Annotated in this window: 19 protein-coding genes; 5 read left to right on the top strand and 14 right to left on the bottom strand. The window is 70.5% G+C overall.

All coding sequences use genetic code 11. The features are described 5' to 3' along the window. The first annotated feature begins 744 nt into the window (after positions 1-744). Positions 745-1,281, top strand: a complete 537-nt coding sequence (locus tag TOK_RS19745) for a hypothetical protein (protein ID WP_098959473.1) — start codon at positions 745-747, stop codon at positions 1,279-1,281. A gap of 332 nt (positions 1,282-1,613) precedes the next feature. Here the strand turns inward: TOK_RS19745 and TOK_RS19740 are convergent, their stop codons facing one another. The 9 genes from TOK_RS19740 to TOK_RS19700 all read right to left on the bottom strand — a co-directional run bounded on the left by TOK_RS19740 (position 1,614) and on the right by TOK_RS19700 (position 12,288). Next, positions 1,614-2,978 carry an L-serine ammonia-lyase gene (locus TOK_RS19740; RefSeq protein WP_098959472.1) on the bottom strand — a complete coding sequence of 455 codons (1,365 nt, stop codon included), beginning with the start codon at positions 2,976-2,978 and terminating at the stop codon, positions 1,614-1,616. After that, on the bottom strand, positions 2,975-4,015 hold the full coding sequence (locus TOK_RS19735; RefSeq protein WP_098959471.1) for an aldo/keto reductase: 1,041 nt from the start codon (positions 4,013-4,015) through the stop codon (positions 2,975-2,977). The genes TOK_RS19740 and TOK_RS19735 overlap by 4 nt, the downstream gene beginning before the upstream one ends. Further along, positions 4,012-5,967: an ABC transporter permease gene (locus TOK_RS19730; RefSeq protein WP_098959470.1), complete on the bottom strand. Its 1,956-nt coding sequence runs from the start codon at positions 5,965-5,967 to the stop codon at positions 4,012-4,014. The genes TOK_RS19735 and TOK_RS19730 overlap by 4 nt, the downstream gene beginning before the upstream one ends. 31 nt (positions 5,968-5,998) lie before the next feature. Beyond that, on the bottom strand, positions 5,999-7,186 hold the full coding sequence (locus TOK_RS19725; protein ID WP_098959469.1) for an ABC transporter substrate-binding protein: 1,188 nt from the start codon (positions 7,184-7,186) through the stop codon (positions 5,999-6,001). Positions 7,187-7,195: 9 nt separating this feature from the next. Beyond that, positions 7,196-7,927, bottom strand: a complete 732-nt coding sequence (locus TOK_RS19720; protein ID WP_172457662.1) for an ABC transporter ATP-binding protein — start codon at positions 7,925-7,927, stop codon at positions 7,196-7,198. Between the two features lie 35 nt (positions 7,928-7,962). Next, complete coding sequence (locus tag TOK_RS19715; RefSeq protein ID WP_098959467.1) at positions 7,963-8,664, bottom strand: ABC transporter ATP-binding protein; 702 nt, start codon at positions 8,662-8,664, stop codon at positions 7,963-7,965. Between the two features lie 12 nt (positions 8,665-8,676). Next, entirely contained in the window at positions 8,677-9,858 is a 1,182-nt protein-coding gene (locus TOK_RS19710) for a M20 family metallopeptidase (RefSeq protein ID WP_098959489.1), read from the bottom strand. Continuing rightward, positions 9,855-11,063, bottom strand: a complete 1,209-nt coding sequence (locus tag TOK_RS19705; protein WP_098959466.1) for a dipeptidase — start codon at positions 11,061-11,063, stop codon at positions 9,855-9,857. Before TOK_RS19705 ends, TOK_RS19710 begins: the two co-directional genes overlap by 4 nt. 82 nt (positions 11,064-11,145) lie before the next feature. Continuing rightward, positions 11,146-12,288 (bottom strand): CapA family protein, encoded by a 1,143-nt coding sequence (locus TOK_RS19700; RefSeq protein ID WP_172457661.1) that lies wholly within the window; start codon positions 12,286-12,288, stop codon positions 11,146-11,148. Positions 12,289-12,358: 70 nt separating this feature from the next. On the opposite strand from TOK_RS19700, the gene TOK_RS19695 reads away from it, so the two are divergent. Continuing rightward, positions 12,359-13,165, top strand: a complete 807-nt coding sequence (locus TOK_RS19695) for an IclR family transcriptional regulator (protein WP_098959465.1) — start codon at positions 12,359-12,361, stop codon at positions 13,163-13,165. An 8-nt stretch (positions 13,166-13,173) separates the two neighbouring features. Here the strand turns inward: TOK_RS19695 and TOK_RS19690 are convergent, their stop codons facing one another. Continuing rightward, the gene (locus TOK_RS19690; protein WP_098959464.1) at positions 13,174-13,977 is read right to left on the bottom strand and encodes an alpha/beta fold hydrolase; all 804 of its coding nucleotides are present in this window, start codon (positions 13,975-13,977) and stop codon (positions 13,174-13,176) included. Positions 13,978-14,129: 152 nt separating this feature from the next. On the opposite strand from TOK_RS19690, the gene TOK_RS19685 reads away from it, so the two are divergent. Beyond that, entirely contained in the window at positions 14,130-15,278 is a 1,149-nt protein-coding gene (locus tag TOK_RS19685) for an NADH:flavin oxidoreductase/NADH oxidase (RefSeq protein WP_172457660.1), read from the top strand. Continuing rightward, the gene (locus tag TOK_RS19680) at positions 15,278-16,279 is read left to right on the top strand and encodes an NADPH:quinone reductase (protein ID WP_098959462.1); all 1,002 of its coding nucleotides are present in this window, start codon (positions 15,278-15,280) and stop codon (positions 16,277-16,279) included. Before TOK_RS19685 ends, TOK_RS19680 begins: the two co-directional genes overlap by 1 nt. Before the next feature lie 480 nt (positions 16,280-16,759). On the opposite strand, the gene TOK_RS19675 is transcribed toward TOK_RS19680, so the two are convergent. The 3 genes from TOK_RS19675 to TOK_RS19665 form a co-directional block, all read right to left on the bottom strand. Beyond that, positions 16,760-16,969 (bottom strand): hypothetical protein, encoded by a 210-nt coding sequence (locus TOK_RS19675; protein WP_098959461.1) that lies wholly within the window; start codon positions 16,967-16,969, stop codon positions 16,760-16,762. A gap of 125 nt (positions 16,970-17,094) precedes the next feature. Continuing rightward, on the bottom strand, positions 17,095-17,550 hold the full coding sequence (locus TOK_RS35075) for a MerR family transcriptional regulator (RefSeq protein WP_306305152.1): 456 nt from the start codon (positions 17,548-17,550) through the stop codon (positions 17,095-17,097). Positions 17,551-17,647: 97 nt separating this feature from the next. Next, positions 17,648-18,082 carry an Hsp20/alpha crystallin family protein gene (locus TOK_RS19665; protein WP_098959460.1) on the bottom strand — a complete coding sequence of 145 codons (435 nt, stop codon included), beginning with the start codon at positions 18,080-18,082 and terminating at the stop codon, positions 17,648-17,650. A gap of 156 nt (positions 18,083-18,238) precedes the next feature. Here TOK_RS19665 and TOK_RS19660 point away from each other — a divergent pair, with 156 nt between their 5' ends. After that, positions 18,239-19,027, top strand: a complete 789-nt coding sequence (locus TOK_RS19660; RefSeq protein WP_098959459.1) for a GAF and ANTAR domain-containing protein — start codon at positions 18,239-18,241, stop codon at positions 19,025-19,027. A gap of 883 nt (positions 19,028-19,910) precedes the next feature. Here the strand turns inward: TOK_RS19660 and TOK_RS19655 are convergent. Beyond that, entirely contained in the window at positions 19,911-20,360 is a 450-nt protein-coding gene (locus tag TOK_RS19655; protein WP_253258500.1) for a DUF6153 family protein, read from the bottom strand. Between the last annotated feature and the right edge of the window lie 20 nt (positions 20,361-20,380).

The following is a 20,380-nucleotide window of genomic DNA, read 5'->3' as shown; positions in this document are numbered from 1 at the left end:
CTCTTCCTCACGGCGTCGTGTCGTTCACTATGCGAAGCGTCGTGTCGGATCGTAGGCGTCTGCGGACAGGCGCAGCCCCGTTTCAAGGCTCTGGGCAGGATCCGAGCGAAGGATGACGCTTTTCCTGCGTCAGTCGCATTTCAACGAGACCGGCACACATGCTCAGAGCCATCCGGCGTTCCGATGGCCGGCCTAGTGGTGTCCACCAGAGTGGTGTGCCATACGGCTGGTGGAACGCCGCCGCCGCGCCGAGCGGGCGCTGACCACCGCGGTCGAGACCTGGTCTGGGACTGTGGCGTCGTTCCCCCGAGCGGGCACGCCGCCTTCACCCTGGCGGGAATTGCCCTGATCGCCTCGTCCCGCGCCTTCCTGTCCTTCCACGTCCCCTTGTCGATGGCCTTCAACAGGTCGACCGGCTGCCGGATCTGGCCTCGACAAGCGGATGACGTTTCCGGCAGGGACGACCAGATGGCCGGTGTGTCGTCAGGCCCGGCCGCCGCACACGAACTCGGCCAGACAACGGTGCCACGGTGCGCTCAGCCCGTACCATCGCTCGGAGCAACTCGACCCCCGGACAACGGCGGATCTCACCGCCGCGACCCGCACAGGCGTGTCGGTCGATCAGGGGACAACAGCCTCACCCGGCGCATCGACCAGCACGTGGACAGATGCGCTCGCAGGTCAGCGCGAGAGTTGGGGACATCGCAGACACCGAGTCCGCGCCCCACCGAGGAGCTACCAGCCATGATCACCAAGGCCATCGTCCGCGGCGCATCCACTCTCGCCATCGCCGGACTGCTCGCCGGCTTCGCCGCCACCAGCGCCCAGGCCGCCACCCCCACCACGACAGCTGCCCCCGTCGCGCTGACCGCCCAGACCACCGCGGCGAGCAGCCCGTCCGGGCCCGGTCACCTCACGCCGGCACCGCAGATCAGCAAGCACTTCACCATCAAGAACGAGTTCTCGGCATGCACCTTGAAGCTGGTCAGCGCTACCGGCGACAACGAAGGCATGCCGGTCGACGGCAGCACCATGGACGAAGGCTCCACCCAGGGGTTCGAGGTCCAGTACAGGGCCGGCAACATCGGCATCATCAACGCCACCTACGACATCTACCAGAACGGCAGGCCCACCAAGATGGGCACCTTCACCGTCCGCATGACCTACGACTGGACCGGCGAGACCAGCATGGCCATCACCAGCCGCAGCGGAGACCACGACGCCCACTACACCCTGCTCCAGCCCGACGACACCGACGACGCGTGGGTCGAGTTCACCTGATCCGCCTGACTGGTGCCCAGCCGTGCTGAGCATCCGCAGCGGCTGTTCCGATGCCTCGTCGAGAGTCCCGCCGAGAACCCGCGCTTCCATATCTCGCGGGAGAGCACCGTCGGCCCGCAGCGTCATCCTGGAGGCGCCTCGTGACCTCGCCCTACACCGGCGCCGAGCACCTCGCCGCCGACGCCCGCGCCGCGAGCACCGAAATCAATGTTGCTGCGGATGCGTTGAGCAGCACCACAACTCCGGACAGCTCATCGGCGCGCAACCGAGTAACGATTCGGAGGTTGCTGTCGGCGACGGGGGTGAAGCCAGTTCGTCGAGTCGGGGCCTTGTCAGCAGGCGACGACGTTGACGGCGAGACCGCCCCGGGAGGTCTCCTTGTACTCGGACCGCATGTCCTCCCCAGTTTGGCGCAGAGTCGCGATCACCTGATCGAGGCTGACCCGATGAGAGCCGTCACCGTGCAAAGCGAGCTGAGCGGCGCTGATCGCTTTCACAGCGGCCACCGCGTTGCGCTCGATGCACGGGATCTGGACGAGACCGCCGACAGGATCGCAGGTGAGGCCGAGATTGTGCTCGATACCGATCTCGGCGGCGTTCTCCACCTGTGCAGGGGTGCCGCCGAGCACCTCGCAGAGCCCGGCAGCGGCCATCGCACAAGCCGATCCCACCTCCCCCTGACACCCCATCTCAGCTCCGGAGATCGAGGCGTGCCGTTTGACCAGGAGCCCGATGGCCCCACCCGCCAGCAGGAACCGGACGGCGTCGGCGTCCGACGCTCCGGGGGTGAACCGCATGTAGGTGTGGAGCACGGCCGGGATGATCCCGGCGGCCCCGTTCGTGGGTGCCGTCACGACCCGGCCTCCTGCTGCGTTCTCCTCGTTGACCGCCAGCGCGAAGAGAGCCGCCCAGTCGATCCGGTCCGCGGTGGCCCCCGTCCGCTCCCGGTCGGTCAGGCTTCGGAGCAGCCCGGGGGCACGCCGTCGCACCTCCAGGCCACCTGGGAGGGTGCCGTCGGTCGTCATTCCTCGCCGCACGCATTCCTGCATCGCTGCCCAGACTGTGCGCAGACCGGCCTCGACGTCGGCCCGCGGGCGCGATGCCGTCTCGTTGCGGAGCATCAGCTCGGCGACGCCGACACGCTGCGCCTTGCACTGCGCCACAAGCTCGGCCGCGGTGTCGAACGGATGAGGGGCGGGGGCGGGCTCAGGCTCCGGTGGCAGGGATCCGTCCTCGGCGGCTTCGACGACGAATCCTCCACCCACCGAGTAGAAGACCCGCGTTCGGACGAGGCGCCCCGCGCCGTCTACCGCCGCGAACCGCATGCCGTTCGGGTGAGCGGCGAGCGCATGCCGGTGCAGAACCATGTCCGTTGCCGGGTCGAAGGCAACGTCGGCGGTACCGGCGAGGGCGACCCGCCGCTCGGAACGCACCCGGTCGATGGCTCGCCTCCCGACATCGGTGTCCACCCTCGCCGGGTCGTGGCCCAGCAGGCCCAGGACGACAGCGTTCGGCGTGCCGTGGCCGGGCCCGGTGGCGCCGAGCGACCCGAACAGTTCGACCCGAACCTGCTCGACCCGACCCGGGCTGTCGGCGACCTCCCGGGCGAACTCCACCGCCGCCCGCATCGGACCGACCGTGTGAGAGCTCGAAGGACCGATGCCGATCGAATACAGGTCCAGGACGCTCGGGCTCACGCCGGGGACACCGGACGACGGCGCCGGGCCGCGTCGGTGAGCGACGGCGGTGTGTAGCCCGCGTCCGCGGGGTTGAGGGTGACACCGGGCGGGACGATCTCGTCGATCGCATCGAGCAGGTCGTCGTCGAGGGTCAGGCTCGGTGCCGAGAGCTGGCCGCTCAGCTGCTCGGTGGTGCGCGGGCCGATGATGACCGAGGTGACCGCCGGGTGCCGCAGCACCCAGGCCAGCGAGAGGTCGACCAGGCTCAGCCCCGCCGACTCCGCCAGGTCGAGCAGTCGCTCCGCGGCATCCCGCTTGAGCACGTTGGCCGGAGTGCCCTGGTCGTGGCGTGTGCCCATGATGGCGGCCCGCCCGGAGCTGGGGACCACCTCGCCTCGCCGCCACCGACCCGAGAGCCAGCCCCCGGCCAGGGGGCTCCAGGTCAGGACGCCGAGGCGGAACTGCTCCGCGACGGGCAGGAGCGCTCGTTCCACCCCACGCGCCAACATCGAGTACGGCGCCTGCTCGGTCGAGGCGGAGACCAGCCCACCCGCCCGTGCCAGGTACTGGGCCTCGAGAACCTGGTGCGGCTCGAAGGTGGACGTGCCGTAGTAGCGAATCTTGCCGGCATGCACGAGGTCCGAGAGTGCGCCGAGGGTCTCCTCGAGCTCGGTGTCCGGATCCGGCCGGTGGACCTGGTAGAGGTCCAGGTGGTCGGTTCCCAGGCGGCGCAGGCTCTCCTCCACGGCGCGTGCGGCCCAACGCCGGGAGTTGCCGCCGCGGTTGACGTCGTCACCGAACCTGCCGTGGAACTTCGAGGCCAGGACCACCTCGTCCCGCCTGCCCTTGATCGCGTGCCCGACGATCTCCTCGGACTCTCCCTGGGAGTAGACGTCGGCGGTGTCGACGACGTTGATGCCCGCGTCGAGGGCGGCTCCGACGATCCGCACTGCCTCGTCCCGGTCCGTGCCGAACTGCGACCCGAAGTTCATGGCGCCCAACGTCAACGTGCTGACCTGCACGCCTGTGCGCCCGAGCGGCCGGAACCAGCTCATCGGGCTCCTCCCACGAGCTCCGGTGCGCCGACGGCGCCGGTCTGCGGGGAGCTGTCGTCCCCGGCATGGGCCACGCGCCGTTGGGCCTGGGCGATGAGCCGGCGCACCACGAGGACGCCGAGCGCGCCGAACCCGAAGAGGATCGCGCTCCACCCGCCCGAGCCGCTGAGCGCGTAGGGCAGCAGGACGACGAAGGCCGCGCCGACGAGCGGGCCCACGACCACCGAGTTCTGGCCGGCGATGGCCGCCGCCAGCAGGATCGTGACGCTCGTCCACATCCCGAAGGACTCAGGCGTGATGATCCCGGACTGGAAGGAGCCGAGCGAGCCGGCCAGCGCCCCACCCGCTCCGCTCAGGGTCACCGCGCCGACGCGCAGCCACCGGACGTCGAGCCCGATCGACTCGGCACCCAGGTCCGAGTCCCGGGCCGCCCGGATCCGCACGCCGAGCCGGCCGCGGCTGAGCCGTACGAGTACGCCGAGGGCGAGCACCGTGACCGCGACCGACGCGATCCAGACGTCGTACGGGGAGACCGCTGTCAGCCCGGCCGCCTCCATCGACGGGAGCACGATGCCAAGCTCACCCTGGGTCAGCCCGGTCCAGGCCTTCGCCAGCTCGGGCACGGCAAGGGTGAACTGCAGCGTGATGATGCCGAGATAGATGCCGGAGAGCCGGATGATGCTGGTCCCGATCACGGCACCGAGGAGCAGCCCGATCAGGGCGCCCGCGGCCATCGCCACCGGCGCCGGGGCGCCCGCCCCGCTGACCAGCAGCCCGGAGCAGTAGCCGCCCACCATCATGAACCCGCCCTGGGCCACGGCGAGCCGGCCCGACAGTCCCGACGCGACGTTCTGCCCGGCCACCGCGATGGCCATCGCCAGGGCCGTGGCCAGGACGAAGACCAGCGAGCCGTCGAGGTTGCGCGGTACCAGGACGACGACCACCGCCGCGACGGCCACGCCGACGACCATCGTCGCCAGCCGGACCCGGCTCGTCCGTGGCCGGAGCCGACCGAGGGCATCCGATGCGGCCGACAGCATCGCGAGCAGGCGTCCGCCACCCGTGTCGGCCTGCGTGGGCAACCCGTTGGAGGCGACGAGAACCTGCCTTCCGAGCAGGCCGCTCGGCCGGACGAGGTAGAGGGCTGTCAGGACCACGAGCGCGGTGAGCGCCTCGTACTGGCCACCCACGTAGTAGGCGACCAGCGCGTTGAGCACGCCGTAGGTCAGGCATCCCACGACCAGGCCGCCGAAGGTGCCGATGCCGCCGAGGACAACCGCGGTGAATGCCGACACCATGAACGTCGTGAGGTGGTTCGGGTCGAGCTGGGCAGAGGTACTGATCGCCACGCCCGCCACTCCGGCGATCGCGCCACCAGCCACCCAGGCCAGCCGCTCGAGCGCGACCACGTTGATGCCGTTGACCGCTGCCGTCGCAGGGTCGTCGGCGAGAGCGCGCAGCGCCAGGCCGACCCGGCTGCGGTGCAGCAGCAGCGCCACGAGTCCGACGAGCGCGAGTATGCCGATGAGGAAGACCAGCTCGAACCGGCCGACCGAGGCCCCGAAGAGCGACAACGTGCCGTCGAGCGGCCCGGGCACGGGTAGCGCCTTCGGGTTCTGCCCCCACTGCTCGCCGACGATCCCGATCAGCGCGAGCGCCGGCCCGAAGGTCGCCATGGCGGTGAGCAGCTCCGGCGCATCGGCGAAGTACCGGCCGATGACCAGGCCGAGCAGCAGCGACGCCACCGCTCCGACGGCGATGGCGACGAGCCAGCCGGCCGCCGTCGGCAGACCGCCGTCGACAGCCTGCCACGCCGCGTACCCCGCCAGGGTGGCGATCGCCCCCTGCGCGAAGTTGAGGACGTGCGCGAAGCGGAAGGTGAGGACGACGCCGAGCGAGATCGCGATATAGAGCCCACCGCTGACGAGGCCGCTCACGACTACCGGCCACATGGCGCGGCTCCTCGGTGCGTGCGGCGCACGGTCACGACCCGACCTTCACGAACCGGCCGTCCCGCACCTGGTAGAGGCTGAACACGTCGGTCTGCCCGGCGTCGATCGAGCTGACGACGTCCTGGGTCCAGCCGACCTTCTCCAGCACGCCGACCTGCTTGCCGCCGAGCCCGCGCAGTGCGGTCATGAACGACTCCTGGGTGAGCGGGCCATCGGCATCGGCATCCTTGACGGCCTGCTCGATCATGGCGCCTGTGTTCCAACCGAGGATGCCGAGCACGGTGGCGGCGTCCGGGGCGAGCTTCGTGATCTCGCGGCTGAACTCCTGGACGGCGGGTGACGGGTCCGTCACCAGCGGGAACAGCGCGGAGAAGTACATCCCTTCCAGGGCGGCGCCGCCCAGCTCCAGTGTCGTGGCGTTGAGCTGGCCCGAGTAGGAGACGGCGGGAAGGGACCTGCCGGCGTTCTGGAGGGCCTTCATCGTCCCTGCGATGCTCTGCGCGACGACCTGGAAGACGATGCCGTCCGCCCCCGATGCGGCGATGCTCTGCGCGATGGGCGCGAAGTTGGTCGTCGTCGCTGGTAGCGGGACAGCGACGATCTCCGCGCCGTACTTCGCCGCCTCGGCCGGGGCCTTCTTGGCCGCGTCCTCCCCGATCGTCGGGTCGTAGACCAGCGCGATCTTCTTCTTCCCTTGGTCGGCGAGGGTCTTGATGCCGACGAAGCTCTCGGTCGTGTAGTCGGTGAACATGCCGAAGGCGTTCGGCAGCCCGGCGGCCTTGACCAGCGAACCGTTCGCGAGGACGAACACGGGCGTGGTCGGGTCGGTCTTCAGCACCGACTGGGCGCCGGTGAACGGAGCGGTCGACAGCACGAACAGGCCGAAGGGCTTGGACGCGAGGAGCTGCCGCACCGAGCTCGTCCCGCCGGCGACCGTCCCCGCACTGTCGACGACGTTCAGCTCGACCTTCCGGCCGTCGATCCCGCCGTTCGCGTTGCGGTAGGCGAAATACGCCCCGAGACCCTTCGTGACCTGGTCGTTGATCGCGAGCGGGCCCGTGGCGACCGTCGAGACCCCGATCGTGAGCGGGGCGCCGTCCGCGAGCGCCTCCCCGGTCCCGCTCGCGGAGGTGCTGTTCCCGCAGGCACCCGTCACCAGGACGACGGCCGCCAGGACCGTCGCGACGACGCCCGACCGTCGGGATACAAGACTCTTCATGCCCTCTCCTCAGTTCTCGGCGCCGGCCGGCGCGGTGGGAGCGGTCCCGAGGTAGGCCTCGAGCACCGCCGGGTCGTGGCTGATCTCCGCCCACGTGCCGTGGGCGATCACCGCACCCGCGTTCATGACGTACACGCGGTCGCAAACGCTGCTGACGAACTCCATGTCGTGCTCGATCAGCACGACCGACCCCTCGCGTTCGGTGAGATGGCGGCGGATCAGGTCGAGGACGTGGGCCCGGTCGTGCATCGGTACACCCGCCACCGGTTCGTCGAGCAGCAGGACCTGCGGCTCCGCCGCGAGCGCTCGCACGAATTCGACGAGCTTTCGCTGGCCGCCGCTGAGCCGGTCGGCCGCCAGGTCCAGGACCGCGTCGAGCCGGAGAATCTCGGTTGCGGCGTCGAGGAGGTCCTCGACCGCTCCGGACCCGCGCCCGCGACGGGCGAGGTCGATGTTCGAGCGGGCGCTGAGCGACCCGAACAGCTGCGCGGTCTGGAACGTTCGGACGAGACCGAGCCGCGACCGCCGCACCGGCCGGGTCCGGCCCAGGGTCTGCCCGTCGAGCACCACCGAACCCGCACTCGGGGCGACCACCCCGGACAGCGCGTTCACCAGGGTGGACTTACCGGCGCCGTTCGGGCCGATCACTCCGACGACCTCCCCGGGCCGCACCTCGACGGAGATGTCGGTGAGCGCCCGGAAGGATCCGAAGTGGACGTCGAGCTTCTCCGTCCTCAGCACTGCAGGCCGCTGCGTCTCTCGTGCATCCGGCCCGGTCATGACAGATAGGCCTGTTCGATGCGCTCGTCGGCTCGAAGAGTCTCTGCGGTGTCCGCCAGCACCATGCGGCCCCGCTGCAGGACGTAGCCACGGGTCGCGACCTCCAGGCACCGGTGCACGTGCTGCTCGACGATCAGCACGGCCCGCTCGCCGGTCGCCAACCGACCGATGACCTCGAAGAGCTCGTCGATGACCAGCGGGGCGAGGCCGAGCGACGGTTCGTCGAGCAGCAGCACCGACGGGTCCCCGACGAGTGCGCGCGCGATGGCGAGCATCTGCTGTTGTCCACCCGAGAGCCGGCCTCCGAGGTCGGAGAGCCGTGGTCTCATCCATGGGAACTGGTCGAGCGCGGCGTCGAGTCGCTGCTTCTCACCGTCGCGGGACCCGTGCAGGAAGGACCCGAGGAGCAGGTTCTCCCGGATCGTCAGGTTGGGCAGGATGCCGCGGCCCTCGACGACGTGCGCCACCCCGAGCCGTGCGACCCGGTGCGGCGGGAGACCGTCGATCCGTGCCGACCCGACGGAGATCGAGCCGGACCGCAGCGTCAGCAACCCGGAGATGGTGCGCAGCAACGTGGACTTGCCTGCCCCGTTGGGGCCGAGCACCGCGACGATCTCGCCGGGTGCCACCTCCAGCGACACGCCGTGGAGGACCGGGACGAGTCCGTAGCCGGACTCGACCTCGTGGACGGACAGCATGGCGAGGACTCCTCACGCATTCGTGGACGCGGTTCGGCGGGACTGCAGGTCCGCCTGCAGCCGTGCCCGGACGGGCTCGGACCGGGCGACGTCGACCAGGGCCAGGGCCATCGCCAGGGCACCGTCGCGGACGAAGCGATCCCCCTCCGGCCCGGCTGCGGCCGCGGCGAACGCGGCCGTGTGGTTGCCCTGTTCGTCGGGCAGCGCGAACGACAACATCGGGTGCAGGGCGGGAACGACCTGCGACACGTTGCCCATGTCGGTCGAGCCGAACAGCGCGTCGGGGTACTCGGGGAATGTCCGGCCGGCCTCCTGGGCGCGGGCCCGGAACAGGTCCGCGAGGTCCGGGTCGTGCCGGAACTCGCGGTAGAGCGACGGCAGGGCTGCGGCGTCCATGCTCGTGCCGGTCGCCAGCGCGCCCGCCTCGAAGCAGCGCCGGACCCGGTCCCACACCTCGTCGACGTCGGCGATCGTGTCGCCGCGGATCATGCACTCCATCACCGTCCGGTCGGCGATCACGTTGACCGCCCCACCGGCCTCGGTGACGACGTGATGGACCCGGACGCCGTCCCGCAACTGCTGACGGAGCAGGCCGATGGCGGTCTGGGCCAGCACCGTCGCGTCCGCGGCGTTGAGGGCGCTCCACGGCCGCGAGGCGTGCCCGCCGCGGCCGCGGTAAGTGATGCGCCACGAACGCGCGGCGCGGAACTGCGGCTCGACGACGTCCTTGAGCGACGGGTGCACCATGATCGCGGCGTGCACGTCGTCGAAGAGACCGCGGTTCACCATGATCTCCTTGCCGGTGCCGCTCTCCTCCGCCGGCGTGCCGTAGACACGCAGCGTCACCCCTAGCGCATCCACGAGCGGCGCGAGGGCGAGCGCCGCGCCGACCGCGGCCCCGGCGATGACGTTGTGCCCGCACCCGTGACCGATGTCGGGCAGCGCATCCATCTCGGCGCAGATGCCCAGGACGAGCGCGCCCGAGCCGATCGTGGCGACGAACGCGGTGGCCAGGCCCGCCACCCCGCGCTCGACCGTGAACCCGTGCCCGGCGAGGACGTCACCGATCTCGGACGAGGTGCGGTGCTCCTCGAAGGCGAGCTCGGGGTGCGCACCGATCCAGTGCGAGAGTTCAAGGACGCGGTTCAGGACCTGGTCGAGTGTCTCGCGGACGATCGAGGTCGGGTCGTTCACCGCCACACCTCACCGAGGAGTCGAAGGATGTTGCCGCCGAGGACGGCCCGGATGTCGGAGTCGGACAAGCCGTGCTGCACGAGCCAGCCGGTGATGTGGCGGAAGTTCTCGGTCGGGTTCTCCAGACCGTCGACGTGGGTGATCTTCTCGACCTCGAGCCCCCCGGGATCGAAGACCGTGGACGAACCGATCACGTCGCTGATCGCGTGCTGGAAGGATGCGTGGTCGCCGTAGAGGGTGTCCGGGCCGAAGGCCACGTGCTCGATGCCCATCAGATCGACGGCGTGCACGAAGTGCTGCATCACCGATTCGATCGACTGCGCGCGGTGGTCGTGCGCCAGCGTGGTGTGCGGCGCCGCCTCGATGCCGAGCACGCCGCCGCGGTCGGCCAGGGCGCGGAGCACGTCGTCCGGCTTCATCCGGGCGATCGGCCACACGGCGCGCGCCCCGGCGTGGGTGATCGAGATCGGGGTCGACGAGGCGTCGATCGCATCGCGCGAGGTCCGATCGCCGGCGTGCGAGACGTCGACGAGAACCCCGAGCGCGTTCATCCGCTCGACCGCGCGGTGGCCGAACACGGTCAGGCCGCCGTCCCGGGTCTCCTTCTGCCCCCCACCGAGGGTGTTGGCGTCGGAGTAGACCAGCCCCATCTGCCGGATGCCCAGGCCGTACAGCACGTCGATCCGGTCGATCTCGTTCTCGATCATCCCGGCCGACTCGGTCCCCATCACGAAGGCGAGCTGTCCGTTGCGCTTGGCCGCCAGGATGTCGGCGACCCTGCGGGCCACGACCACGCCCTCCTGGTGGGCGATGTCGGCGAGCCGCAGGCCGAGCGTGGTGACGAGGTCGTCCCACTTCCACCCCGATCGTCGCGTTCCGCCGATCACGCCGAACCAGTTGTCGAAGATGGCGGTCAGCCCGGAACGACGGAGTTCGGTGAACGCGGTCTGCTCCTGCTTGGTCCGCAGGAACGTGTCGACATCCCCCATGTCCGCGGGCAGGAGCTGCGGATGATCGTGGAAGCTCACGACGACGTTCTCCGCGAGCAGGCGCTCGACCCGCCGACAGTCCTCCTCGTCGAGCTCGGGCGAGAACGTGCTGCGTCGGTGGGACGGGTCGACCAGTTCGACCGCGGAGTAGTCGATCCCACGGGTGACGTACGGGAACGACTCGTAGTCGGAGGGCCTCGCCACCGGACCGTTCATGCGAACCTCGATCTCTGTGCTGAATAGCGGCACGCCGTGCTGCATTGCGATACGTGACTATGAACTCACGACCACGGCTGCGTCAACGGTCCCGGTACGCGGGCCCGACAGCGCCCCCCGACGCTGCGGGGTCCCGGCGGACCACCCCGTCGCCGTCGACGACGATGTCGGGGTCGAGCTCCCTCGAGTCACGCTCGACCCCGGCCAGGATCGAGGCGGCCACGTCAGGGCGGGGCAGGATCGGCTGACTGTCGGCGTCGAGCTCGATGGGGAACAGCTGCAGCCGTGGACCACCGTCGTCGCCCAGCCCGACGCGGAAGACCGCGCTCTCGTACCAGGGACCACGCATGAGCACGGGACGGAACGGCGCCGCCGGATGGGCGTCGGGGTCGGCCACCATCGCCTCCGGGGTCCATCCGTCGCACCAGTCGAAGACGAAGTTGCCCGTCGAGTAGAGGACGAGGCCCCGTCCGTAGAACTCCACGGGATGCAGGCAGTGCGGATGGTGCCCGATGACGAGGTCGGCCCCGGCGTCGATCAGCCTGTGTGCCAAGGGCTGCTGGTACCGAGCCAGCGGCCCTTGCGCGTCCGGCAGGTAGGGGAACGGGACGCCCCAGTGGAGCGCGACCGCGACGACGTCCGCCCGCAGCCGGGCCTCGCGAACCGCCCGCTCGGCGACCAGGACGTCCGGCTCGTGGGCGACGGTGTGGACGAACGGCGGGGTCCCGGGCGTCTCCTCCATGAAGGGGCCGTCGAACTCCACCGTCTGCCGCACCCGCAGCGGCGCGATGCCCGCCCTGTCCGCGGTCGCGTTCGCCCCCGAGGGAAGAGCCGAACACAGACTGAGGAAGGCGAGCGTCTGCCCGCCAACCTGGAGGATCCGCGGCGCCGTCGCCTCGGCCCGGTTCTCGCCGAAGCCGGCATGCCCGATCCCCGCCGCATCGAGCGCTCGGACGGTGTCCCGCATGCCCTCCGCGCCGTAGTCCATCGCGTGGTTCATCGCGAGCGACACGAGGCCGACCCCCCAGGACGCCAGCTCCACGGCCCCGCTCTCCGGCGCGCGCATGGCCACCAGCTTCTCCGCGCGCTCGCCACGACCGGTGAGCGGCACCTCCAGGTTGCCGATCACGAGGTCACCGCCGGTGAGCAGCCCTGTCGCCGACTCCCCCGGGGCTCGTCGCGGCCATCCTCCGACGACGAGGTCCCCGACTATCGTGAGCTCCACTGCCACTCCGTTCCCCGACGCGGTGGAACACCGTGCCGCCATGCGATATGGGTGTGTAGTGTCGTGCGCCATGAGCACTGCGCCCGACGACGCCTCGCCGCCCGACCGCCCGGCTGCCGGGATCCGCACCATGAACAGCGTGCTGAGCACGCTGCGGGTCTTCGAGGAGGTCGCCGTGCGTCAGCCCGTCGGCGTCTCGGACCTGGCGCGAGCCACACGGATCCCGAAGAGCTCGGTGCAGCGGGCTCTCGTCACGTTGCAGCAGGCGGGCTGGCTGCGGGTGGTCGACGCGGAGCCGGTCCGATGGGGCGTGACGATGAAGGTGCTCGCCCTCGGGCTGCGCGGAGCCGCCGAGCAGGACCTCAGGGTGGTTGCCGCCCCGGTGGTCACACGCCTCGCCGCCCAGACCGGCGAGACCGTCTTCCTCGGCCTGCGCGACGGTGACGAGTACATCATCGTCGGCCGCGAGGAGAGCAGACACATGGTGCGGGTCCACCTCGACCTGGGAGCCCGGCTGCCTCTGCGTGCCACGTCCGGCGGCGTCGCGATGATGGCCCGGCTCGCCCCTGCCGAGGTGGACGAGCTGCTCGCCGAGGAGCTCGCCGAGTTCGCCGACGCACCCGTGCAGACGAACGAGGAGCTGCGCCACGAACTGGTGGCCACCGCCGCCCGCGGCTACGCCGTCAACATGTCGGCCTGGTACCGCCCGCACGTCGCCTCCTTCGGCGCCGCCATCGTCGATCGCACGGGGCGCCCGGTCGGCGCCGTGGCGCTGTCCATCCCCGAGATGCGCTACGACGCCGCCGAGGAGGAGCGGCTCGGACGCCTCACCGTCGCCGCCGCGGACGAGATCAGCGCTCTGATCTCGTCCGCCTGACGGGGCCGTCAGCGACCGGCGATCCCGGCGAGCAGCCGGGCCGTCCCGACCGGGTTCTCCACCCCGAAATGGTGGCTGCCGAGGTCGATCGGAACCACCGCCTCCACACGGCCCTCCAGGTGCGCGACCGACTCGGGAGCGAGCATCGCGCGCACCGCGTAGACCGTGACGGGGCTCTTCACCTCCGCCAGGGCCTCCTCCATGTTCCAGCGGACGAGCCCCTCGTAGGCCGCCGAGCCCGCCGGTTGCCGCACCGCCACCATCTTGGCGAAGTACTCGTCCTTGAGGGCCTCGTCGGTCCCCTCGGGCGAGCCCGCCTCGACCATGCTGCGGACAAGACCCGGGAAGTCGTCACGGAGCAGGTCCAGGAAGGCGGACGCCTGGTCGTCGTCGAGCGCGCCGAACAGGAACGTGTAGTGCAGGGCGTCGAGCGCCGCGACGCGCGCCACCCGCGCCGGCGCCAGCCGGGCGACCTCGACGGCGACGGCGCCGCCGAGGGAGTGGCCGGCCACGATCGCGTCGCCGACGTCCTCCGCCTCCAGGACGGCCACCACGTCGTGCCCGAACTCCACCATCGAGTACGACTCCCGGGCGGAGCGGGAATCGCCGTGCTCGGCGAGATCGACCGCGAGAACGCGCAAGTCGGCGGGCAGGTGCGCGGTGATCTCGTCGTAGTCCCGCCGGTCGCAGGCCCATCCGTGGATCAGGACCAGGACCGGTCCCTCGACCGGTCCGCTGACCGTGTAGTGGATCGTCGTGTCGTTCTCGCGGTGGACCCGCCGGCTCTCGAGGGTCCTGCTACCTACGGTCATCCCGCCTCCTGTGCCGCGATGTGGAACGTTGTGCTGCCTGTTAGCATGGGACCGTAGCCGGGCGGAGCCTCCGTGTCCACGGGCTCCACGCTCAGACCGGCGACGGTTCCGACAACGGACACATGACCGACACGACTCAGCCGGGAGCATCCGTGACCTCGCATCTGTTCAGCCCCTTCGAGATCCGCGGTGTCGCCCTGCGGAACCGGGTGGTCGTGTCGCCGATGTGGCAGTACCTGGGGGTCGACGGCGCGCCGACCGTGGCCCACACGGTGCACCTCGGCCGACTCGCCGAGGGTGGCCCGGGACTGACGATCGTGGAGGGGACCACGGTGGACCGGCGAGGTCGCGGCACGGTGGGAGACCTCGGCCTCTGGCAGGACGACCTGGTCCCCGGGCACGCGGGACTCGTCGACATCATCCGGGCCGGCGGCTCCGTCCCCGGGATCCAGCTCATCCACGCGGGCCGCAAGGGCCGCCGCAACCCACCCTGGGCCCCGGAGGACCAGCCTGTCCCCGACCCGGCGGACTGGCCGGTACTCGCCCCCAGCGCGATCCCTGTCCCGGTCCCGGGAGCGGCGGCACCCGAGGCGATGTCGTTGCGCGACATCGAGGAGACGGCGCACAGCTGGGCGCAGGCCGCGCGACGGGCACGGGATGCCGGCTACGACGTCATCGACGTGCAGGCCGCCCACGGCTACCTCCTCCACACCTTCCTCTCCCCACTCACCAACCGGCGCACCGACGCCTACGGCGGCTCCTCCCACAACCGCGCCCGCCTGCTGATCGAGGTCGTCGACGCGATCCGGACCGAGTGGCCGGACGACAAGGCCCTGTTCGTCCGGCTCTCCTGCGTGGACGTCAGGTGGGGGTTGGACCGGACCGTCGAGCTCGTGCGCGAGCTCCGCTGCCACGCCGTCGACGTCATCGACTGCACAAGCGGCGGACTCACCGGGCGACCCACCCCCGACGCTCCGGCCGTCGGCTACGGCTATCAGGTGCCCTACGCCGAACAGGTGCGCGTGCAGACCGGATCGCCCACGATGGCGGTCGGGATGATCGTGCACGCGCGACAGGCGGAGGAGATCGTCGCCTGCGGTCGCGCCGACCTCGTGGCGCTGGGACGGGAGCTGCTGCACAACCCGAACTGGCCGCTCGACGCAGCCCGCAAGCTCGGCGTCGCCGACCCCTACGCAGCCGCGCCCGCTCGGACGGCCCACTGGCTGCGCAAGCGCGACGAGAGCTTCCCCGGGCTCGCACCATCGACGATGGGCGATCTCGACGTCGCGACGGTCGGCTGATGCGCGCGGCGTGGTACGACCGTCCCGGCCCCGCACGGCACGTGCTGACGGTCGGCGAGCTGCCGGACCCGGTGCCCGGCCCGGGCGAGGTCCTGGTCCGGGTCGCGGCATCGGGAGTGAACCCGTCGGACTACAAGCGACGCAGCACATCGGCACCCACCCGACGGTGCGTGCCGCACAGCGACGGCGCCGGCACCGTCGTGGCGGCGGGCGACGACCTCCACCGGGACTGGATCGGGAAGCGCGTCTGGGTGTGGAACGCGGTGAACCGCTTCGGGTACGGGGTGCTCGCGCCCGGCGAGAGTGGAACCGCCGCCGAGCTCGTGGTGATGCCCGTCGGCAACCTCGCCGAGCTTCCCGACACCGTCGGGTTCGAGGTCGGGGCGTGCCTCGGCGTGCCCGCCTTCACCGCCTACGCCGCGGTCCTCGGAGACGGACCCGTCGACGGCGCCACGATCCTGGTCCAGGGCGGGGCCGGATCGGTCGGCGAGCTGGCGATCCAGCTGGCCGTGCGGGCGGGCGCGACGGTGCTCACGACTGTCAGCTCGTCGGCGAAGGCAGACCGCGCCCGCGCCGCCGGCGCGCACCAGGTCATCGACTACCGCACGACCGACGTCCGCACTGCGGTACGGGACCACGCCCCCGCCGGGGTGGACCGCGTCGTCGAGGTCGACTTCGCCGCCAACATCCGCACCGACACGGACGTCCTCGCCCCCTACGGAACGATTGCGAGCTACTCCTCGACCTCGAACCCCGAACCGGTCGTCCCCTACTTCGCGCTGCAACTCAAAGGCGCGACGCTCCGTACGGTCCAGGTCTTCACGATGCCGGCTCGTCAGCGCGCTCAAGCCGTGAAGCACATCGGCGCCGCACTCGCTGCAGGCACCCTCGTCCCCTCGATCGCCGCAGTCTTTGGGCTCGACGACATCGCTGCCGCTCATGAAGCGGCGGAGAATCGTCCCGAGGGCAACGTGATCGTCGAACCTGGAGTTCGGCGGTGATCGCGGCTCTCGAGGGCCGCGCGGTGTTCTGCACTCACCGATCTCGTCGGCGTACGACTGCCAGAACCACCGACCGGAGCTCGGTCGAATCGAGACGAGTTCGACAGGACTGGACGAGACAAGCTCTGGCCTGCCTGTCGTGCCAACTCCTGCCTGGCATGCCGTCGTTGACACACGCACACTTACGGAGGCCACGCTACGAGCCTCTGACCAGGGCAAACTGTTCGAAGGAGGCCACGGCGGTGTCCACGAGCCGATGACGAGGACAGCGCAGGGCTGTGACCTGGGGAAATGGAGCCGCCTTGGGGAGTCGAACCCCAGACCTACGCATTACGAGAGAATGTGTCATCGACCACAGAGGGCTCGCCTGGTCTATCCGTGCACGTCAGCACGTTCACCATGCTCATTGCGCTCCGCTGTCCGACACCATTTCGTGCCACGGACCGTGCCACGTCGAGATCAACTTCACGTCCTGGCGAATCAGGACAGCACGGGCGGTGCTGGTGCCCAGCCGCGGCCGGTCTCCTCACGGTGCAGCGGCGTGTCACAGCCGAAACGCAGGTGGGTCCGCTCCCATGCCTCGGCCAGGGCGGCGGACGTCGCGGCGGCGCTCGCCCCGCAGTTGCCGCACTCCGCGATCCACTGCGAGTCGACGAGTCCCGACGGATAGCGGGTCTCCTGCTTCTTCATGGTCGGCTCCTCCGTTGCCCGCTCCGCCGTCGTTCGGGGGTGGGTGCAGTTCTCGGTGTCGGGTGCCCCCCGCCGGGCTGGTGAATCAGGCCGTTCGGACGAGCCCCCCACGGCGGTCCGCGATGTCACCCGGTCCGTTCGTCGAGCCCCCGGAGGCGATCGTTGAGCTCGGTGATCTGCTCGCGGGCGTCCTGCAGCTCACCCTGGGCCGTGGCGAGCTCGTCGCTGCGGGTCCGAAGGTCCGCCCGGGCATCCTCGAGCGCCCCGCTGGCCTCGTCGCGTGCGCTGTCGGCACGTCGGCGTGCGGTCTCGGTGTCGTCGAGCTGCTGCTCGAGCGTCGTGATGGCCTGGGCCGAGACGAGGGTGTGGCCGGCGTCGAGGAGCTCGCGGAGGCGAGCGGCGTGGGTGAGCTGGCGACGGGAGTAGCGGCGGTGCCCGCCGTCGGTCCGGTACGGCTGCAGCACCCCGGACGTGTCGAGGCTGCGCAGGAACGCAGGCTGGACGCCGAGGAGTTCGGCCGCCTGCCCCATCGAGACAGCCGGGTAGTCCTCGTCGTCCAGCCTGCGCAGGTTGTTGGTCAACAGTGATCGGTCTCCGGCTCCGTCATCGCCCTCCCAGGGTTGTCGTCGTCATCTCGTGTCGTGACCCGGCCGGGCACGGGGAATCAGGCACCGAGAATCAGGGGGTCGACTCCAGCGCGGGCACCGGACCGTCGGCGCCGGCATGACTGATCTCGACGCGGCGAGGCTTGGCCCGTTCGACGACCGGGATCGTGATCGCGAGGACACCGTCGCGATAGGTCGCCGAGAGCCGCTCACCGTCGAGGTCTCGTCCCAGCAACAGGCGTCGACTGAAACTCCCCCGCGGGCGCTCCCGGCACAGCCAGTCGCCGCCCTCGTGCGGGGTGCTGCGCTCGGCGCGCACCGTCAACGCATTGCCCTCGACCACCACCTCGATCGAGCCGGGGTCGACACCGGGGAGGTCGAAGGTGGCGACGAAGTGGCCGTCGAGACGCTGGATGTCCATCGGCATCCCCGCGGGTGCGCCGGCCTGGCCGGTGGCCTTGTCCAGCATCCGGAACGCGTCGGCGAAGGGCTCGTAGTTCAGCAGCATCGTGATCTCTCCTCTCGTTGTGCTGCCTGCCTGAAGTGACGAGAAAATTTATAGCGCCCGCTCGAACTTTGACGCAAGAGCGGGTTGAGAAATTTTCTGGTGTGGGGTTCTATCTCGGGCTGTCAGCAGCGGGATGTGCCGCACAGGAGGACGGCGATGGCCGAGCGTGCACCTGACCTGGACACCCGGTTCCCTTCTCGGCCGGGAGCCTTCGCCGAGGACCCCACCTTCGCGTACGCACCGGCGAACCTCGTCACAGGTTCCGACACAGCACTCGATCTTGCCGTCGCGATGGGCGAACTTGCACACCACCTCCATTCCGCCGCCGACGCCGACCAGGTGGTTGGCCGCGTACTCGACGCGTGCATCTCGCTGGTCGACGGTTGCACCCACGACGGGATCACAGCCCGCACCCCACGCGGGCAGGTCGCGCCACGGGCACGTTGCCCCCTCGCCCGCGCACTCGACACGCTGCAGTACGACCTTGACGAAGGACCCGGACCGCAGGCCATCCGCGAGAGCCGCACGATCCACGCAGCCGAGCTCGCCACCGATCCACGCTGGCCCCGCTTCGGGCCCCGCGCCGCCGATCTCGGTGCCCTGTCCGTGCTCACCTGCCGCCTGTTCACCGGCGACCGGGCCACCGCGGCGATCAACCTCTACGGCACCGCCCCGCACGCCTTCACCACCAACGACGAGATCGCCGCCGCTGTCATTGCCGCACATGCCTCGGTGGCCATCGACTCGGTCCGAACCCGCACCCAGCTCGCCGAGGCGATCCGGACCAGGCAGCTCATCGGCGAAGCCGTCGGCATCCTCAAGGAACGCCACCAGGTGTCCTCACAACAGGCGTTCAACCGACTCCGCGCCGCATCACAGGACCTCAACGTCAAACTCCGGGTCATCGCCGAACACCTCACCACCGACGCCACGCAGCTGCGGTGAGTGGGCGCGGCAAGAGCGCGGCACGTTCGTGAGCGCCGCGTCGCCGCTGCCATCCCCGACGACCGGCTCGTCCACTACGTCGAGGCCGGACAACTCTTGCTCGACGGGGGACGTGGCGTCGACCTCGACAACCCGGCCGCGCCGGGCTGCCGGGAATCGCCATCACCGCCACACCCCTGATGCACCGTCCTCGAGAACCAGGCCCCGGCTGCCAGCCTGACCCCGACTTTCGAAGGACCGATCCGCGCCCTTGCTCGGCGCCGTTGTGAGGAGGGGTCAACGTGGAGCGCCCGCAGCGAAGCAAGGACGAACGACGTCGATGCCCACGATCAACGGTGCGCACTCCCCGGCAGGATCGACCGGATTGGCACAGGGCTATCAGGGGCACGGAGCCGCACGCCGAAAGCGTGCCATCAAGAATTCTCGGCCCGAGGGCCATGAGCGAGCCTATCCGCGGCGAGCTCGCCACACCCGGACGCCCAGCGGTTCCACATTCGCCGGCCGCTGCTTGCCCACCACGATGGGCTTGGCCGACGTGCGTCGTCGCGAGTCCTCAGGATCCTGAACCCTCGTGCTGATCTCCTCATGACGCGGATCCCACCCTCCCTGCCCGTTTTTCGGGGCGAAAGGCACGCTGTCCCGCCTTGTTCCCCGGCCGGCGGGCCGGTAGCCGTCTCGGCGCGCCGTGAGGAGATCAGCACGCCGCCGCGCGTCGCCGATCTCTGAACGGTGCCGGGTCCGGACGGAGCCCGGGTTTGTGGTGTCGCGCTCCCCTGGTCGCGGACAACCCGCTCGGTCAGTCGTGGGTGAGCGGGATGACAGGTACACAGGGTGTCCTCTGCGAGCGGGGTACGGGATCGGACCAGCGGGGACGCTGGTCGGATCAGTTGCGCAGCACGCAGAGCTGGGCGAGCCGGACCGCTGTCGGTGGCGGCGCCCGGGGCCGTGTCACGACCATCGCCAAGGGGCGCGGCCCGCGGGCAGTGGCGTACCCGGTCGCGAGCAGGTAGGTGACCGCCCAGAGCCCGAGAATGATCAGGGCGGTGAGCATCGCGAGACACAGGTGCATTATCTGCTCGACCGCAGTGGCCGGCTGCGCTGTCGCGATCTCGACAGCCGCCGTCCCGGCGGCCGGACCGGCCGCCCGGGACCCTGTGACGAGGGGGCCGGGAATGGACCCGCCGTCGGGATGCGGGCTGGTGGTGGCCGTGGCCGGTGGCATGGCGTGGTCGGCGCCTATGGGCACGGCCAGCGAGTGCATCGCCGCGACGCCCAGTAGCAGCGCGAGCACCACGAGTCCGCGCTGCCACCGCGACCGACCGGTCGTCCTCACGCCCTCACCGTAACCACCTG

It is taken from the genome of Pseudonocardia sp. N23, from assembly GCF_002583555.1.
Taxonomy (GTDB): Bacteria; Actinomycetota; Actinomycetes; order Mycobacteriales; family Pseudonocardiaceae; genus Pseudonocardia.
This window is presented reverse-complemented; position numbering and strand designations above follow the sequence as displayed.

What these genes read in the sequence shown, in the direction of transcription:
- TOK_RS19745 (WP_098959473.1), top strand. Translation starts at nt 745, where the DNA reads ATGATCACCAAGGCCATCGTCCGCGGCGCATCCACTCTCGCCATCGCC.
- TOK_RS19735 (WP_098959471.1), bottom strand. Translation starts at nt 4,015, where the DNA reads ATGAGCTGGTTCCGGCCGCTCGGGCGCACAGGCGTGCAGGTCAGCACG.
- TOK_RS19730 (WP_098959470.1), bottom strand. Translation starts at nt 5,967, where the DNA reads ATGTGGCCGGTAGTCGTGAGCGGCCTCGTCAGCGGTGGGCTCTATATC.
- TOK_RS19725 (WP_098959469.1), bottom strand. Translation starts at nt 7,186, where the DNA reads ATGAAGAGTCTTGTATCCCGACGGTCGGGCGTCGTCGCGACGGTCCTG.
- TOK_RS19715 (WP_098959467.1), bottom strand. Translation starts at nt 8,664, where the DNA reads ATGCTGTCCGTCCACGAGGTCGAGTCCGGCTACGGACTCGTCCCGGTC.
- TOK_RS19705 (WP_098959466.1), bottom strand. Translation starts at nt 11,063, where the DNA reads ATGAACGGTCCGGTGGCGAGGCCCTCCGACTACGAGTCGTTCCCGTAC.
- TOK_RS19695 (WP_098959465.1), top strand. Translation starts at nt 12,359, where the DNA reads ATGAGCACTGCGCCCGACGACGCCTCGCCGCCCGACCGCCCGGCTGCC.
- TOK_RS19690 (WP_098959464.1), bottom strand. Translation starts at nt 13,977, where the DNA reads ATGACCGTAGGTAGCAGGACCCTCGAGAGCCGGCGGGTCCACCGCGAG.
- TOK_RS19680 (WP_098959462.1), top strand. Translation starts at nt 15,278, where the DNA reads ATGCGCGCGGCGTGGTACGACCGTCCCGGCCCCGCACGGCACGTGCTG.
- TOK_RS19675 (WP_098959461.1), bottom strand. Translation starts at nt 16,969, where the DNA reads ATGAAGAAGCAGGAGACCCGCTATCCGTCGGGACTCGTCGACTCGCAG.
- TOK_RS19665 (WP_098959460.1), bottom strand. Translation starts at nt 18,082, where the DNA reads ATGCTGCTGAACTACGAGCCCTTCGCCGACGCGTTCCGGATGCTGGAC.
- TOK_RS19660 (WP_098959459.1), top strand. Translation starts at nt 18,239, where the DNA reads ATGGCCGAGCGTGCACCTGACCTGGACACCCGGTTCCCTTCTCGGCCG.